The following is a 17,605-nucleotide window of genomic DNA, read 5'->3' as shown; positions in this document are numbered from 1 at the left end:
TTTTAGCATTTTTTTTTATTTTAATTAGAAATTTTGCTGTTTTTAAAGAAAAATAAGTGGAAAATAATAAAAATGACTAATGTATACGTATTTATTTGAAAAGTATTTGTCAAAAAGGTAATTTTAAATTATAATATACTTGTTTTCTTAATTTTATGGAGGAGTTAAATTATGCAGAAGGCTTGGAAAAACATATATTGCACTAATTACATATCTGGGTATAGCCCTTTTAACATTAAAAATATGAATAAAGCAATAGAAAGACTAGCATCTGCAATTAACAATAGAGAAAAGATAGTTATATATGGTGGATGTGATTTAGATTCCATATGTGCAATATCATCTTTAATGCTTATACTAAAGTATTTAAATGCTGATGTTGAATATTGTGTAAGTTCAGAACATGAAGAGAAGAACTATGATATAGATGAATATACTTTAAGAGAAGATATAGCTTTTTTAGGTGCAGAACTTTTAATAACAGTAGGTTGTGGACTTAAAAATAAAGAGGTGGAGAATCTCTGTAATAGATTTAATATAGATTTAATAATAATGGAAAATAAACGTACAAAATGCATATATGATTCAACATATATAAACCCAAGTGAAGAAAAGTGTTCATATAGATATAAAGATTTGACTAATTCGGGGTTAACTTTTAAGTTAATGCAAGCTATTGCTATATATTATAACATGAAAAGAATAAATAAGTATTTAGATTTAATACTTATAGGTAGTGTTTCAAAGAACGTTAAAAATAAAGGGGAAAATGGAATAATATTAAAGGAAGGCATTCAATATTTAAGATATACTAATAGTATAGGATTGAATGCTATTAAGAGTTTCTTTAATATTAGTGATATAAATATAGATAGTATTAATAAAATAGTTAATGAGATAACTCCAAGAGAAGGTGCCATTAGCAAAAAAGATAACGCAAAGATAATTGTGGAGTTATTAACTACAAATGATAAGGACAGAGCGGAGCAAATAACTAAATATATTTATAATGAAAAAATAAGGTAGTAATTAAAATTTATATATATTTATTGATTTTGGAGGCAAAGTAATGAGTTTAAAGGATAAAATAAGAGTTATAGAAGATTTTCCTAAGAAGGGAATAAGTTTTAAAGACATAACTACTTTAATAGCAGATGGAGAAGGCTTAAGAGATTCAGTTGACCAAATGGCAGAATTCTTCAAAGATAAGAATATTGACGTTGTAGTTGGACCAGAAGCTAGAGGATTTATATTTGGAGTTCCTGTAGCATATGCTTTAGGTGTTGGATTCATTCCGGTAAGAAAGCCAGGTAAACTTCCAGGAGATACAGTTAGAGTAGAATATGATTTAGAGTATGGAAAAGATGCTTTAGAAATACACAAAGATGCTATAAAACCAGGTATGAGAGTTGCTATAGTTGACGATCTTTTAGCTACTGGTGGTACAATAGCTGCTGTTGCTAAATTAGTAGAACAAGCTGGTGGAGAAGTTGCTGGATTAGCATTTACTATTGAGTTAACAGAATTAAAAGGAAGAGATAAATTAAAAGGATACGAAGTAACATCATTAGTTGATTATGATGTTTAGAATTCTTTAATTTTGTAAAAAATTATAATAGAGTTTAAGATGGCTGGTTTATTGACCAGCCATTAATTTTATTATTGGTTTATTTTATTTTTTTGTTATATAATAATATAATATATTAAAAGAAATTTTAAGTAGGGGAGAATAATCCAGTATGTTAGAAGAACTAATTTCTAAAATAAAAGCTAATGGGAACAATGTTGATATAGATTTAGTTAAAAAAGCATATGATTTAGCTTTTGAAGCACATAAAGAACAAAAAAGAGAATCAGGAGAGCCATACATAATTCATCCTATTAGCGTAGCTATGATATTAGCTGATATGGGCATGGACACCAATACTATAGTTGCAGGACTTCTTCATGATGTCATAGAAGATACGGATTATACTTATGAAGATATAAGTAATATTTTTAATGTTGAAGTAGCTAACTTAGTTGATGGCGTTACTAAACTTGGGAAGATAAAATATAAAAGCAAAGAAGAACAACAAGCTGATAATGTAAGAAAAATGCTTTTAGCAATGGCTAAAGACATAAGGGTTATAATAATAAAACTAGCAGATAGACTTCATAATATGAGAACACTTAAATATATGAAGCCTGAAAAACAGAAGAAAAAAGCTCAAGAAACTTTAGATATATTTGCACCTTTAGCTCATAGATTAGGTATATCTAAAATAAAGTGGGAATTAGAAGATTTATGTTTAAGATATATTCACCCAGAAGAATATTATGATTTAGTAAATATGATAGCTGAAAAAAGGGTGGAAAGAGAAAAATTTATTTCTCGTATAATTGAAGAGCTAAAAGAGAATTTAGATAAAGCTAATATAGATAGCGATATAGAAGGAAGACCAAAACATTTCTACAGTATATATAGAAAAATGGTAAATAAACATAAGAGCATAGAACAAATCTTTGATTTAACAGCCATAAGGATTTTAGTTAATACAGTTAAAGATTGCTATGCAGTACTAGGTATAGTACACACGATTTATAAGCCAATACCAGGTAGATTTAAAGATTACATAGCAATGCCAAAACCTAATATGTATCAATCCTTACATACAACAGTAATAGGAAGTGAAGGAAAGACTTTTGAAATTCAAATAAGAACTTTTGAAATGCATAGAACGGCTGAATACGGAATAGCAGCTCACTGGAAATATAAGAGTGGTGTTACTGGAACTGATTCAAAAGATATGACTTTTGAAAACAAGTTAACATGGCTTAGAGATATACTTGAGTGGCAAAAGGAAGCTGTTGATGCAACTGAATTTATGGAAGGATTCAAACTTGACTTATTCTCAGATGAAATATTTGTATTTACTCCTAAGGGGGTAGTTATAAATTTACCAGCGGGAGCAACTCCTATAGACTTTGCATATAAGATTCATACAGATATAGGAAATAAGTGTGTAGGAGCCAAAGTTAACGGAAAGATAGTAACTTTAGATTACAAGCTTAAAACTGGGGAAATAGTAGAGATATTAACATCTTCATCATCTAGAGGGCCTAATATAGATTGGTTAAATATAGCTAATAGTAATCAAGCTAGAAGTAAAATAAAACAATGGCTTAGAAAAGCAAGAAGAGAAGAGAACTTAGAAAGAGGAAAGGAAATGCTTGAAAAGGAATGTAAGAAGCAATCCTTAGTATTTTCAGATCTTTGCAAAGGGCCATTATATGATAAATTATTAAAGAGATATCATTTAAATAATGTTGAAGAAATATATGTAGCTGTAGGAGAAGGAGAACTACTTTCATCTACTGTAATATCTAAGCTTAAAGAGAATGTTGTAAAACAGGTTAGCGAAGAAGAATTAAATAAAAATATTGAAGAGCAAATAGCTAAAACTGAAAGACAAACAAAGAAAAAACAAAGCTATGGAGTAACTGTTAAGGGATTAAACAATATAATGGTTAGATTTGCAAGATGTTGTAATCCTGTACCTGGAGATGATATAGCTGGATATATAACTAAAGGAAGAGGAGTTTCTGTACATAGAAAGGACTGTTCTAATTTTAAGGCTATAGTAGAAAAACAGGGAGAGAAAGTTGTAGATGTTAGTTGGGGAACTGAAAAGGGAGCTGCATATGTGGCTGAACTTGAAGTTAAAGCAGAAGATAGAATGTGTTTATTATCTGATGTTATGTTAGTTATAACTGACTCTAACCTTAGCCTACTTTCTTTAAATGCTAAATCAGGTAAAAATGGAGTAGCAAATATAAATATTCAAGTAAAAATTGATAATATAGAACAATTAAAAGAATTAATGAAGAAAATAAGAAGACTACAAGGAATATTAGACGTTTATAGAGTAAATAAATAAAAGGGGGCATAACCGTGAGAGTTGTAGTTCAAAGAGTAAATAAATCCTCTGTTAAAGTGGATAATGAGATAGTTGGAAGTATAAATAAAGGCTTTAATGTATTAGTTGGAATTGGTAAAGAGGATACTATTGAAGACTTAAAATATATGAAAGATAAAGTTTTAAATTTAAGAGTTTTTGAAGATGAAGAGGATAAAATGAATTTATCTTTAAAGGATGTTTGTGGAGAACTACTTCTTATATCACAATTTACCCTTTATGGAGACTGTAGAAAGGGAAGAAGACCAAACTTCATGAATGCTCTTGGAGGAGATGAAGCTAAGAAACTTTTTGATGAGTTTGTAAGCATGTGTAGAGAAGAGGGCATAAAAGTTGAAACTGGAGTCTTTGGTGCCCATATGGTAGTTGACATAGAAAATGATGGGCCTGTAACTTTAATTTTAGATAGCAAAAAGAATTTCTAAACAAATATTACTATTTTGTGTATAAAGCATTATAATAAATATAGGCTTTTAGAAAAGTTAAACATTGAAAGTTTTTATAGGAGTTTAGCTTAACAAGTTAGACTCCTATAAATTCGGTTAAAAATATAAATTAAACTTCATTTTTTAGGAGGGATTGATATGTTAATAAAAACAATTCCAGTAGGAATGTATCAAGCTAATTGTTATGTTGTTATAGATGAAGAAACTAAGGATTGTATAATAGTAGATCCAGGTGAAGAAGCATCAAGAATTGAAAGTGTAATAGAATCTTTAGATGCAAAACCAAAAATGATATTATTAACTCATGGACATTTTGATCATGTGGGAGCTGTACAAAAACTTTCAGAAAAATATAAAATACCTTTTTATATAGATAAAAAAGATGAAGATATGATAGAAAGAAATGTGGATGTTTTTGGAAAACTTCCAAAGGCAGATGGATATTTAAAAGATGGAGATACTCTTAAGTTCTCAGATAATTATGAAATAAAATGCCTAGAGACACCAGGACATACTCCAGGAGGATTATGCTTCTTAATAGATAATTGTCTTTTTACAGGAGATACTCTATTTAGAGAATCAATTGGAAGAAGTGATTTTGAAGGGGGTAATCATGCCACTCTTCTTAAGAGTATAAATGATAAACTGGTACCATTAGGTGATGACATAGAAGTATATCCAGGACATGGGCCAAGTTCAACTATTAAACACGAAAGACAAAGAAACCCATTTTTAGCAGGAGATTTTTATGTATATTAAAATATATCTTAATGACTTAAAGTATAGATATGACGTTTATCAAATGTTTAATATATTCTATACTTTTAAGGAATTAAAGTTTGTAAATGAAGATGAAGAGAGAGACTACGATGTCTTTATATCTGAAAATATGGTTAATATTTCAGAGAGAGATAATAGTTTTTCTTATGAGTTCAAAGAAGGATACGGATTTAAAACAGAACTTAAAAAGGGAATATTCAAATTTTTATCTGAAACTCTTAAGGATGAATATCCTTGGGGAACATTAGTTGGAATAAGACCAAGTAAAATAGCCTTATCTCTAATAAGAGAAGGAAAATCTGACGAAGAGATAATAAAATATTTTGAAGATAATTATATGGCTAGGGAAGAAAAGGCTAAACTTTGCATAGAAGTTGCAGAAAGAGAAGAAAGTTTTGTAAATAAAGAGGAAAAAAACATAAGTATATATGTTGGTATGCCTTTTTGCCCTACAAGATGCCTTTATTGTTCTTTTGCAGCAAATCCTATAGCTGGATGCAAGAAAGATGTTGAGCCTTATTTAGAAGCTTTAAGCAAAGAAATTTCAGCTATAAGTGATTATGTATCAAAGAAAGGCTTAAAGATAGAAACTGTTTATTTTGGTGGAGGTACTCCAACCTCAGTAAATAATGAACAGTTTGAAGTATTAATGAAACATATATATGATAGTTTCGTTAATAATAAAGGAATAAAGGAGTTCACTGTTGAATGTGGAAGACCTGATTCTATAACTGAAGAAAAATTAAAAACTATGAAAAGATATGAAGTATCTAGAATATCTATAAATCCTCAAAGTATGAACGATAAAACCTTGAAATCAATAGGTAGAGGGCATTTAACAGAGGATGTAGTGGATAAATTCAATTTGGCAAGAAGCCTAGACTTTGATAACATAAATATGGATATTATAATAGGTCTTCCAAATGAAGATATTTCAGAGGTTTCTAAAACATGCTCTATGATAAAGGAGCTTAATCCAGATAGTTTAACTATTCATGGTATGTCTATTAAAAGAGCATCAAGGCTTCATGAAAATTTAGTTTTACATAATACTATAACTATTGCAGAGCAAAAAAATCTTAATAAGATGTATGAAATGAGTAAAGTTTTAGGTAGAGAACTAAATATGCATCCATATTATATGTATAGACAAAAAAATATGGTTGGTAACATGGAGAATGTAGGATATTCAAAAGATAACAAGGAATGTATCTACAATATTCAAATGATTGAAGATAAGCAGACTATAATTGCATTAGGAGCAGATGCAGTTTCTAAGGTAGTATTTTTAGAAGAAGATAAAAATCGTATAGAAAGATTTGCAAATGTTAAAGATGTAAAGGAATATGTAAAAAGAATAGAGGAAATGGTTGAAGGTAAGATAGAATTACTTGATACTTTATATAAATAAAAAATTTAATATTATGTAGGAGGAGTTATTTATGGCGATACAAGCTCAAAAGGGTACAAAAGATATGTTACCTAATGACGCTTATAAATGGCATTATATAGAAGAAAAGTTAAGAAAAATATCAGCTGAATATGGAATTAGAGAGATCAGAACTCCTATGTTTGAGGCAACTGAACTTTTCAAAAGAGGAGTTGGAGAAACTACTGACGTGGTTCAAAAGGAAATGTATACTTTTGAAGACAAAGGTGGAAGAAGTATAACTCTTAAACCAGAGGGGACAGCTCCAGCTGTTAGAGCATTTATTGAAAATAGTTTATATGCTGATGCTCAGCCAACAAAAATGTTCTATTTTACTCCATGCTTTAGATATGAAAAAATGCAAAAAGGAAGATTAAGAGAATTCCATCAATATGGAATAGAAGTTTTTGGTTCACAAGAAGCTTCTATTGATGCAGAAATCTTATCTTTAGTTATGAGAGCATTAACAGAGGATTTTGGAATAAAAGGATTAAGCTTAAATATAAATAGCTTAGGATGTCCAAAATGTAGAGCAAAATTCAATGAAGCTTTAAAACAATACTTAAAAGAGAACTATGATAATCTTTGTGAAACTTGTAAAACAAGATTTGAAAAGAATCCTATGAGAATCATAGACTGTAAAGAAAAGAGATGTAAGGAAATAGTTAAGGAAGCTCCTTCAATACTAGATTACATCTGCGAAGAGTGTAGTGATCACTTTAGCAAGTTAAAAGCTTACTTAGATGTTATGGGAATAGAGTATAACATAGATCCACAAATAGTAAGAGGATTAGATTACTATAGTAAAACTGTTTTTGAAGTTATAAAAGATGGATTAACAGTATGTGGTGGAGGAAGATATGATTATCTAGTAGAAGAAATAGATGGACCTAAAACTCCAGCTATGGGATTTGCATTAGGTTTAGAAAGACTTCTTTTAGTTCTAGATGAAGAAGGAATAGAAATTCCTGAACCTGTTAGATGTGAAGTTTATATTGGTTCAATGGGAGATAATGCTAAGCTTGAAGCTATGAAATTAGCATTTAATCTTAGAAAGGCTGGTATTAAGGCTGAAATAGATCACTTAGGAAAGAGTGTTAAAGCTCAAATGAAGTATGCTAATAAAATAGGAGCTAAATATACTTTTGTTATAGGTGACTCTGAAATAGAAGAAAACAAAATTAAAATTAAGAGAATGAGCGATGGAGAACAATTCGAAATCAGCTTAGATATAAATGAAATAGTAAATATAGTTAAGTAGTAGACAGGAGGAGAATTAAAATGGGTGAAGCTTTAAATGGATTAAAGCGTAACATAATGTGTGGCGACGCTAGAGAAAGCCATATTGGACAAAAAGTAACCGTAATGGGTTGGGTTCAAAGAAATAGAAATCTTGGAGGTCTTCAATTTATAGACTTAAGAGATAGAGAAGGAATTTTACAGGTTGTATTTAATGATGATTTAGGAGAAGAAATCCTAGAAAAAGCAAAATCAATAAGACCTGAATATTGTATTGCTGTAACAGGTGAAATAGTTAAGAGAGAATCAGTAAATCCAAACATGCCAACAGGTATGGTTGAGTTAAAAGCTGAGGAATTAAAGATTTTATCTGAGTCAGATACTCCTCCAATATATATAAAAGAAGATTTAGATGCTGCTGAAAGTATTAGATTAAAGTATAGATACTTAGATTTAAGAAGACCAGATATGCAAAATATCTTCAAAATAAGACATAAGACAACTAAAGCAATAAGAGATTATTTAGATCAAAATGGTTTCTTAGAAATGGAGACACCAATACTTACAAAGTCAACTCCAGAAGGAGCTAGGGATTATCTTGTTCCATCAAGAAACTATCCAGGAATGTTCTATGCATTACCTCAATCACCACAATTATTTAAACAATTATTAATGGTATCAGGTTTTGATAGATACTTCCAAATAGTTAAGTGTTTCAGAGATGAGGACTTAAGAGCTAATAGACAACCAGAGTTTACTCAAGTTGACTTAGAAATGTCATTTGTTGAGCAAGATGATGTTATGGCTTTAAATGAAGGTTTAATAAAACATGTATTTAAAGAAGTTTTAGGAGTAGATGTAAAAACTCCAATAAAGAGAATGACATTTAAAGATGCTATGGAAAAATACGGTTCAGATAAACCAGACTTAAGATTTGGAATGGAAATTACAAACTTAAGTGATGTTGTTAAAGAATGTGGATTTAAAGTATTCACAGACGCTGTAGCTAATGGAGGTTCTGTTAGAGGTTTATGCTTAGAAGGCGGAGCTTCTATGGGAAGAAAAGACATTGATAGATTAGGAGAGTTCGTTAAAACTTTCAAAGCTAAAGGATTAGCATGGATTCAATTAAAAGAAGAAGGTGTTAAATCACCAATAGCTAAATTCTTCCAAGAAGAGGAATTAAACAAAATAATTGAAACTATGGGAGCTAAAACAGGAGATTTAATTCTTATAGTTGCTGATAAAAACTCAGTAGTTTTAAAAGCTTTAGGAGAATTAAGATTAGAGCTTTCAAGAAAATTTGATTTAGTCAAAGATAAGAGTGAGTTTAACTTCACATGGATAACAGAGTTTGATCTTCTTGAGTACGATGAAGAAGAAGGAAGATACTTTGCAGCTCACCATCCATTTACAATGCCAATGGATGAGGATATAAAGTACTTAGATACTGATCCAGGAAGAGTTAGAGCTAAGGCTTATGACTTAGTATTAAATGGAGAAGAGTTAGGTGGAGGATCTATAAGAATACATGATACTAAACTTCAAGAAAAAATGTTTGAAGTATTAGGATTTACTCAAGAATCAGCTTGGGAAAGATTTGGATTCTTATTAGAAGCATTTAAATTTGGACCACCACCACACGGCGGATTAGCTTTCGGTTTAGATAGAATGATAATGTTCTTAGCAGGAACTGAAAATATCAAGGACGTTATAACATTCCCTAAAAACCAAAATGCATTCTGTTATTTAACTGAAGCACCTAATATAGTAGATGAAGAACAATTAAAAGAATTAGGAATTGAAACAATAAAGAAAGAAGATACGGCAGAATAATTTTTGAGCAATCTAAATTGAGATACTAAAGTAAACTTAATTAGCGTGGGTTTTGTACTCACGCTAATTTTAGTCAGTTTATATAGGTGGTAAGTAAAAAAAGCTTATATTTTAGAAAATAAGAGTTTTTATTACTTTACTGGTTAAAAAGTAAATCTTAATTATAGATTGCTATTTTATTGACTTTCAATGAGGAATTAAGGTATATTAAGTAATTAATATGAAATAATAATATCAATTAAAAATATTATATATTAGATTACAATGATGGTATGAGGTGTAAATTTTGAATGATAATGAAGCTTTAAGAAAAGATATACTTGTAAGATTAAGAAAAATAGAGGGGCAAGTAAAAGGAATTCAAGGAATGGTAGATAAAGATGTTTGTTGCAGGGATGTATTAACTCAAATATCTGCCATAAGAGCTGCCATAAATAAAGTTGGAGTACTTCTTATAGAAAACTATGCTAGAAACTGTATGGGGATAGGAGAAGAAGATAAAAAGGAATTAGAAGGTTTAGAACAATTAATAAAAACATTAAATAGTTTTGTAAAATAATAGACCACAAAAGTGGTCTATTTTTTTGTATGAAAATCTATATTACTTTTATTTTTTAACTTTTTAAATAATAATATATTTTTAGGATTCAATGATCCATGAGTATATTGTTTTTTCTTATTGTTTATTAAACGAGTAATTGTAGATACAAATAAAACTCCTAAAGCCAATGCTCCTGAGGATGAAATTGTCATTATGGCTTGATTCCAAGTTGACATAGCATCTCCTTGAATAGCTTCGTACATAGTATTATACATACCGCCTCCAGGAACTAAAGGTATTAAGGCACAAACAACTATTGTTGTTACTGGGGTTTTTAAAATTCTTGCATATATTTCAGAATATGCACTAAAGGCAATTGCTGAGAAGAACATTGATAATATGACACTTAGTCCACAATATAATCCTATCTTATAAACTAGCCACCCTAAGGCTCCGCCTATTCCAGCAAAGAATAAATTCTTTCCATGAATATTAAATAATACTCCAAAAGCTATAGTAGCTATGAAGGTAGCTAGAACTTCTTTAATTAAAACCAATTATATACCACCTCCAAAGTAGATCCAAATACTCATAACCATACCAGTTCCAACAGCTATGGAGATAGCTACCAAGAAGGCCTCAGCTGCCCTTATTAGACCTGATATTAAATCTCCAGCAATTGTATCTCTAATAGCATTTGTAATAGATAAACCAGGAACTAATAGCATTATACTACCTATTATCATTGTATCTAGATTACTTCCAACACCTAAGCTATAGGCTGTTAATGATAAAAGGGCAGCTATGGCTCCTCCTAAAGTGTTTATAAAAAAGGCGTTTATTCCTAATTCACCAGCTTTAAAAGTGGCTAGTTTTACAAACATTCCAACAAAAAATGATACTACACAGTCTTCTATAGTACCTCCTAATATGGTGGTAAATCCGGCAGCACCTATAGCTGAAAAGATTAGATTTGTTTTAAAATCATATTTAGGACAATTTTCATTTATATCTATTAATTTTTCTAAAACCTCATCAAGAGAATATTTTTCAGTATAAAGTTTTCTTGAAAGTTCATTAACCAAGTGGATTTTCTGTAAATCAACAGTTCTATTAGTAACTCTTTTTACTAAAGTAGTTGTATAATTATTCTCATCATACACAGAAACCATAATTCCAGTTGGGGTAACAAAACTTTCAGCATATCTAATACCGTAAGCTGCGCAGATCCTACAAATAGTTTCCTCAACTCTATAAGTTTCTCCGCCACTTTCTAGTATTATTCTACCTGCAAAAGTTGCAATATGTAATACTTTGTCAAAATCCATATTATTCGCCCCTATGTAAATTTATAACCAATATAGTAATTATAACATATGAAAAGTTAAAATAAGCTATACAAACTCATATTAGTTTAATCAAAATATAAACAAATTATTTTCTATTGCTAAAAATAATTAATAAATTTATAATAAGTAATATACATTTTACGTTTGGGGTGAAGAAAATGAATTTTGAAAACTTAGAAAGAGAAGATGAGCAAATTGCACATCTTGTTCAAAAGGAAAAGGAAAGACAAGAAAATAGTATCGAGCTTATAGCATCAGAAAACTTTGTTAGCAAAGCTGTTATGGAAGCTATGGGATCATATTTAACAAATAAATATGCTGAGGGATATCCTTCAAAAAGATATTATGGTGGGTGTCACGTAGTAGATGAGGTTGAAGATTTAGCAAGAGAAAGAGTAAAAAAATTATTTGGGGCTGAGCATGCTAATGTACAACCACATTCAGGATCACAAGCTAATATGGCTGTTTATTTTTCAATATTAGAGCCAGGTGATACTGTATTAGGAATGGATTTAAGTCATGGAGGACACTTAACTCATGGTTCACCCGTTAATTTCTCAGGTAGACTATTTAATTTCGTATCATATGGTGTAGACCCAGAGACAGAAACAATAAATTATGAAAATGTAAGAGAATTAGCTCTTAAGCATAAACCTAAGTTAATAGTTGCAGGAGCTAGTGCATATTCAAGAATTATAGATTTTAAAACTTTAAGAGAGATAGCAGATGAGGTAGGAGCATATTTAATGATTGATATAGCTCATATTGCAGGGCTTGTAGCTACAGGATTACATCCATCACCAGTTCCTTATGCTGACTTTGTTACATCAACAACTCATAAAACTTTAAGAGGACCAAGAGGAGGATTAATACTTTGTAAAGAAAAATTTGCAAAAGCATTAGATAAAAATATCTTCCCAGGAATACAAGGTGGTCCTTTAATGCATATAATAGCTGCAAAGGCTGTTTGTTTTAAAGAAGCATTAGAACCAAGTTTTAAAACATATATGGAGCAAGTTGTTAAGAATGCACAGGTTTTAGCAGAAGCTTTAGAATCTTATGGATTTAAATTAGTTTCAAATGGAACTGATAATCACTTAATACTTGTTGATTTAACTAATAAAGATATAACTGGTAAAGATGCAGAAATACTTTTAGATAGCATAGGAATAACTTTAAACAAAAATACTGTACCAAATGAAACAAGAAGCCCATTTGTTACTAGTGGTGTTAGAATAGGAACTCCAGCTATAACAACTAGAGGATTTAAAGAAGAAGAAATGAAAGAAATAGCTTCTATAATAAATGATGCTATTAAAGAAAAAGATGGAGATTTAGAACCATTAAAAGCAAGAGTTAAAGCTTTATGTGCTAAGTATCCTTTATATTAATAATTAAAAAATAGTTTTTAAAGGGAGTATTAAAATTTTGTTTTAGTGAATTTATTATTCTCTTTAAGAAATACTGAATAAAGAATTAAAGTCATGTTGCAATTTAAATTTGTAACATGGCTTTAATTTTTTGATAATAATAGTATTACAAGAGAATAATTTAAAAAGAGAAAAATTTTTGATATAGTTTATATTGTGAAAATATTCATATTAGTAGATGAAAGAGGTGAACGTTCATAGGAATTTACCTATGAAGATTTTTATGAAATTTATAGATTTTCATTGTGATACAGCATCACGTATGCTTCAAGAAAATAAAAAGCTTTTTAGAAATGATTTTAAGGTTGATATAAATAAATTAAGAGAAGGAGAGGCTTTAGCTCAATTTTTTGCTCTGTTTATAAATAAAGAATGTAATGAGGATACTTATTCTTATTGCAAAGAAATGCTACAGAATTTTAAGAAAGAAATAAATGAGAATTCAAGAGATATAGTATTATGTAGAAATATAAGTGACCTAGAAAAGGCAGAAAAAGAGGATAAAATAGGAGCTTTTATAACTATTGAAGAGGGCGATGCTATTAAGGGTGACATTGAAAAGTTAAGGGAGTTTAAAGAAGAGGGTGTTTCTTTAATAACATTAACTTGGAATTATATAAATGACTTGGGATATCCAAATTATGAGTTTAAATATAAGGATAAGGGTCTTACTAAAAAGGGGATAGAAGTTGTGGAAGAAATGAATAGTCTAGGAATGTTAATAGATGTTTCTCATCTTTCTGATGGAGGATTCTATGATGCAATAAAATATTCAAAGAGTCCAATTATAGCATCTCATTCTAATAGTAGAACAAAGACTAATCATAGTAGAAATTTAACTGACCATATGATTAAAGAGTTAGCTAATAGTGGTGGGGTAACAGGAATAAATTTTTGCAATGCTTTCTTAAAAGAAGAGTGGGAAGAGGATTTAAATTTAGCTTCCATAAGAAATATGGTTAGACATATAAAACACATAAGAAATATTGGGGGAATAGATGTTATTTCCTTAGGATCTGATTTTGATGGTATAGAAAATGAAGTTGAAATTAAAGATTCAAGTAAGATGAATTTATTATTAAGTGCTTTGGAGATGGAAGGCTTTAAAGAGGAGGAAATAGAGAAAATATATTATAAGAATGCAAAGAGAATAATAAGAGATGTTTTAAGATAGTCTTATAACTTAGTTATATAATGGTTTATGAAAATAACTTTTAATAAAACTTATAAATATATTGAGAGAATTACTGGATTTCACTAAGAATTTATAGCTATTACTCCAAAGATTTTACTAAAGCTCAGAACTCCCTTCGGTCAAACAGCTTAGCTTATAAACGTAAAATCTTCTACATAATAGCTTAAATTCTAAAGCTTATAAAGATATTCTCTTCATACTATTTATAAGTTTTAATAAGTTATTTTGATACAACTTTTAAGAATTTTAATGTTATGCAGAAAAGGATGAAGGATTAATGGAGAAAAAATTATTAGGAAAGATAGTATATATAACTGGAGCTTCAAAGGGAATTGGAAGAGGAATAGCAAGGGAATTTGGAAAGGCTGGAGCTTTTGTTTTAGTTGGATATAATAGTGATTTAGAAGGGGCTAATGAAACCTTAAATATGATTAAGGAACTAGGGGGTTCAGGAGAAATTTTAGGTGGAAATGTAGCCAATAAGGATGAGAGAAATAATATAATAAGTTCCATTAAAAATAAATTTGGGAAACTTGATGTATTAGTAAATAATGCCGGAATATCAAAAATAGGATTGTTTATGGATGCTAGTGATGAAGAGATAGATTCTATTATGAATATCAATCTAATAGGTGCTATTAAGCTTACAAGAGATTCTATGGATTTATTAAGAGAAGGAAGTAATTCATCAATTATAAATATATCATCTATATGGGGGAATGTAGGTGCTTCCTGCGAAGTTTTATATTCAACTACTAAGGGAGGAATGAATTTATTTACTAAGGCATTAGCAAAAGAAATAGCTCCTTGGGGAATAAGAGTAAATTGTATAGCTCCAGGTGTAATAAATACAGAGATGAATTCATGGCTTAGTAAGGAAGAAAAAGAAGGGTTAGAGGAAGAAATTCCTATGAATAGATTTGGAGAAGTTGAAGAGATTGGAAGGGTAGCAAAATTTTTAGCTTCAGATGAATCTTCATACTTAACAGGACAAATAATAACTGTAGACGGTGGAATGCTTTAAAAAACTAAAAGGTTCTGTATAAAAATATAATAAAGCTTACAAACATATTCCTAGAATTACTATATATTATCTTAATATTGTTTGTAAGCTTTATTAAAAGTTATTTGATATATGCCTTTTAGCTTAGATTTCTTCTGTTGTATCTATTTCTTTAGATTTTTTTAGGGTAAAGTAGAACTTAACACCATTTTCTGTATTCATAACTCCAAAGTCACTTCCATGAGCTTGAAGAAGATTTTTAACTATAGATAATCCAAGACCTGTACTTCTAGCACACCTATTTCTTGAAGTATCACCTCTATAGAATTGATTCCAAATTTTATTTATATCTGAATCAGGAATATGGGCACCGGTGTTTTCAATTGAAAAGTAGATTTTATCTTCCTCAACTGAGTTTATATCTATTATTATTTGGTTGTTAGGTTCAGAATATTTTATAGCATTGGTAACAAAATTAGTTAGTACCTGTTCTATTTTAAAGTCATCTCCTTGAACATATAAATCTTCATCAGGAGAGTAATTTTTTATTATAGTTAAATTATTTTTGTTAATATCAACGGAATTTTTTACTAGAACTTCATCAATAAGTTCGGTAAGTGAAAAATCTATTATGTGTAAATCAATTTTACCTGCCTCAAGCTTTGAAAGTTCAAGCATATCCATAACTAATTTGTTCATTTTTTCTGCTTCATCAATTATTATATCTAAATAAACTTCTTGATCTTTATAATCAACTATACCGTCTTTTATTCCTTCAGCATATCCAGATATTATACCAATAGGAGTTTTAAGTTCATGAGATGCTCCAGCAATAAAGTCTTTTCTAAGCTTTTCCAATTCTCTTTCCTTTTCTATATCTTCTTCTAACTTTTTATTTTTTATTTTTAAATCATCTAAGGCGTTAGATAGATTTTTAGATAAAAAGTTTAAAGTTTTAGCTAGATTTCCTATTTCATCTTCACGTTCTATATTACACTTTTCAGAGAAATCCATAGCACTCATTTTCTTTGCAGATTTATTTAATTTCACTAGAGGCTTAGAAATTAAGTTTGAAAATACATAAGATAAAATTAATCCAATTACTATGACTATAAGAATTATGTATTTATAAAAATCTTTTATCAATGCGCTTGCTTCTTCAATTGGTTGGAATGATGTTATTGCTATAATAATAGAATCATTCTTAGAATTAAGAGAAAATGGAACCATATAAACAATATATTTTGTTGAGTATTTTCTGCTCTTAAATTCTGTAGTTACCCCAGAGTTTGAATTTATTAAGGTTTTTGCAAAATCCGGGTCACTATATAATTCAGTAAAAATATCATTTAATAAATCCACAGCCTCTGAATTTTTATTGGCTGGATCAGGAATATATTTTGGAGTACTATCTATAGAATAAATACCTATTTTAGCATTGTTTTCAAGTTCAAAAAAGCTTAAAGCCTTAAATAAAGAGTCAGTATTCTTTATATCATAAGAATATAGAGCTCTAAATTTTAAAACTGCATTGCTTAAATCATTAGTTTTTCTTTTATAATAAAATTCTTGAAAAAATGTCATTTGGAATATCATGGTGAATAGGGTTAAGAATATTATTATACTAAAAGTTATTATAAATAATCTTTTTGAAATACTTTTTTTCACTATTTCACCTCAAATTTATAGCCACTTCCCCTAACAGTAGCTATGTAATTAGCTTTATCAAGTAATTTTTCTCTAAGTCTTTTTATATTAGTGTCAACTGTTCTTATATCACCAAAATAATCATAACCCCAAACATTATCTAAAATTCTATCTCTGGATAAAGCTATACCTTCATTTGAAGAAAGGTAAATAAGTAAATCATATTCCTTAGGGGATAGTAAAATTTCTTCTCCATTTAGTTTTACTTCGTGGGATAACTTGTTTATTGTTAATCCATTAAAATCTAAAATATTTTTATCATTTAATGTACCTGTTCTTCTTAATAATGCTTTAGCCTTTGCTAATAAAACCTTAGGACTAAACGGTTTAGTCATATAGTCATCAGCTCCAAGCTCATAACCTAAAAGTTTATCTTCTTCTTGGCTTTTAGCTGTTAATAATATTATAGGAGTATTGGAAACTTCCCTTATATTTCTACAAACAGCAAGTCCATCTAATTTTGGCATCATTATATCTAATATTGCTAAATCAACTATATTTTCAGAAAATATCCTAAGAGCTTCCTCACCATCAGAAGCTTCTAACACATTAAATCCCTCTTTCTTGAAGTAATCTCTTACAAGAAATCTTATACGTATTTCATCTTCTACAATAAGTACCGTTTTATTCATATAACCACCAACCTTTAAAAAATATTGTTTTAACTTACTTAATATTATACAATGAAAAC

Annotated in this window: 16 protein-coding genes; 12 read left to right on the top strand and 4 right to left on the bottom strand. The window is 29.3% G+C overall.

From position 1 onward, the window contains the following. Nucleotides 1-171 precede the first annotated feature (171 nt). The 9 genes from ACYUCG_RS08070 (at nt 172) to ACYUCG_RS08030 (ending at nt 10,248) form a co-directional block, all read left to right on the top strand. Complete coding sequence (locus ACYUCG_RS08070; RefSeq protein ID WP_003451668.1) at nt 172-1,026, top strand: DHH family phosphoesterase; 855 nt, start codon at nt 172-174, stop codon at nt 1,024-1,026. Between the two features lie 43 nt (nt 1,027-1,069). Continuing rightward, a complete protein-coding gene (locus ACYUCG_RS08065; protein ID WP_003451591.1) occupies nt 1,070-1,588 on the top strand; it encodes an adenine phosphoribosyltransferase in 519 nt (172 codons plus the stop codon). Between the two features lie 151 nt (nt 1,589-1,739). After that, on the top strand, nt 1,740-3,920 hold the full coding sequence (locus tag ACYUCG_RS08060; protein WP_198630703.1) for a RelA/SpoT family protein: 2,181 nt from the start codon (nt 1,740-1,742) through the stop codon (nt 3,918-3,920). 14 nt (nt 3,921-3,934) lie between these two features. Beyond that, nucleotides 3,935-4,384, top strand: coding sequence for a D-aminoacyl-tRNA deacylase (gene dtd, locus ACYUCG_RS08055; protein WP_003451157.1), 450 nt, complete (start codon nt 3,935-3,937; stop codon nt 4,382-4,384). 159 nt (nt 4,385-4,543) lie between these two features. Then, on the top strand, nt 4,544-5,164 hold the full coding sequence (locus tag ACYUCG_RS08050; protein ID WP_460268404.1) for an MBL fold metallo-hydrolase: 621 nt from the start codon (nt 4,544-4,546) through the stop codon (nt 5,162-5,164). After that, nucleotides 5,154-6,596 carry a coproporphyrinogen III oxidase gene (locus ACYUCG_RS08045; RefSeq protein ID WP_240298632.1) on the top strand — a complete coding sequence of 481 codons (1,443 nt, stop codon included), beginning with the start codon at nt 5,154-5,156 and terminating at the stop codon, nt 6,594-6,596. The genes ACYUCG_RS08050 and ACYUCG_RS08045 overlap by 11 nt, the downstream gene beginning before the upstream one ends. 31 nt (nt 6,597-6,627) lie before the next feature. After that, nucleotides 6,628-7,875 carry a histidine--tRNA ligase gene (hisS, locus tag ACYUCG_RS08040; RefSeq protein ID WP_131369849.1) on the top strand — a complete coding sequence of 416 codons (1,248 nt, stop codon included), beginning with the start codon at nt 6,628-6,630 and terminating at the stop codon, nt 7,873-7,875. A gap of 20 nt (nt 7,876-7,895) precedes the next feature. Next, complete coding sequence (gene aspS, locus ACYUCG_RS08035) at nt 7,896-9,689, top strand: aspartate--tRNA ligase (RefSeq protein ID WP_003473707.1); 1,794 nt, start codon at nt 7,896-7,898, stop codon at nt 9,687-9,689. 286 nt (nt 9,690-9,975) lie between these two features. Further along, entirely contained in the window at nt 9,976-10,248 is a 273-nt protein-coding gene (locus ACYUCG_RS08030; protein ID WP_060795967.1) for a metal-sensitive transcriptional regulator, read from the top strand. A 17-nt stretch (nt 10,249-10,265) separates the two neighbouring features. Here ACYUCG_RS08030 and ACYUCG_RS08025 read toward each other — a convergent pair whose 3' ends face one another. Continuing rightward, nucleotides 10,266-10,787 carry a threonine/serine exporter family protein gene (locus tag ACYUCG_RS08025; RefSeq protein WP_060795968.1) on the bottom strand — a complete coding sequence of 174 codons (522 nt, stop codon included), beginning with the start codon at nt 10,785-10,787 and terminating at the stop codon, nt 10,266-10,268. After that, a complete protein-coding gene (locus ACYUCG_RS08020; RefSeq protein ID WP_060795969.1) occupies nt 10,788-11,558 on the bottom strand; it encodes a threonine/serine exporter family protein in 771 nt (256 codons plus the stop codon). Nucleotides 11,559-11,737: 179 nt separating this feature from the next. Here ACYUCG_RS08020 and glyA point away from each other — a divergent pair, with 179 nt between their 5' ends. The 3 genes from glyA (at nt 11,738) to ymfI (ending at nt 15,228) form a co-directional block, all read left to right on the top strand. Continuing rightward, nucleotides 11,738-12,970 carry a serine hydroxymethyltransferase gene (gene glyA / locus ACYUCG_RS08015; protein ID WP_240298631.1) on the top strand — a complete coding sequence of 411 codons (1,233 nt, stop codon included), beginning with the start codon at nt 11,738-11,740 and terminating at the stop codon, nt 12,968-12,970. A 250-nt stretch (nt 12,971-13,220) separates the two neighbouring features. After that, nucleotides 13,221-14,183 carry a dipeptidase gene (locus ACYUCG_RS08010; protein WP_283677935.1) on the top strand — a complete coding sequence of 321 codons (963 nt, stop codon included), beginning with the start codon at nt 13,221-13,223 and terminating at the stop codon, nt 14,181-14,183. 298 nt (nt 14,184-14,481) lie between these two features. Beyond that, entirely contained in the window at nt 14,482-15,228 is a 747-nt protein-coding gene (gene ymfI / locus ACYUCG_RS08005; protein ID WP_283677934.1) for an elongation factor P 5-aminopentanone reductase, read from the top strand. Between the two features lie 123 nt (nt 15,229-15,351). Here ymfI and ACYUCG_RS08000 read toward each other — a convergent pair whose 3' ends face one another. Continuing rightward, nucleotides 15,352-16,875, bottom strand: a complete 1,524-nt coding sequence (locus ACYUCG_RS08000; RefSeq protein ID WP_283677933.1) for a HAMP domain-containing sensor histidine kinase — start codon at nt 16,873-16,875, stop codon at nt 15,352-15,354. Further along, on the bottom strand, nt 16,875-17,546 hold the full coding sequence (locus ACYUCG_RS07995; RefSeq protein ID WP_139933804.1) for a response regulator transcription factor: 672 nt from the start codon (nt 17,544-17,546) through the stop codon (nt 16,875-16,877). The genes ACYUCG_RS08000 and ACYUCG_RS07995 overlap by 1 nt, the downstream gene beginning before the upstream one ends. Nucleotides 17,547-17,605: the final 59 nt, after the last annotated feature.

This window comes from Clostridium sp. CTA-17 (assembly GCF_054767895.1).
Note: the sequence above shows the minus strand (reverse complement) of the source record. Positions and strands in the feature narration are given on the sequence as shown.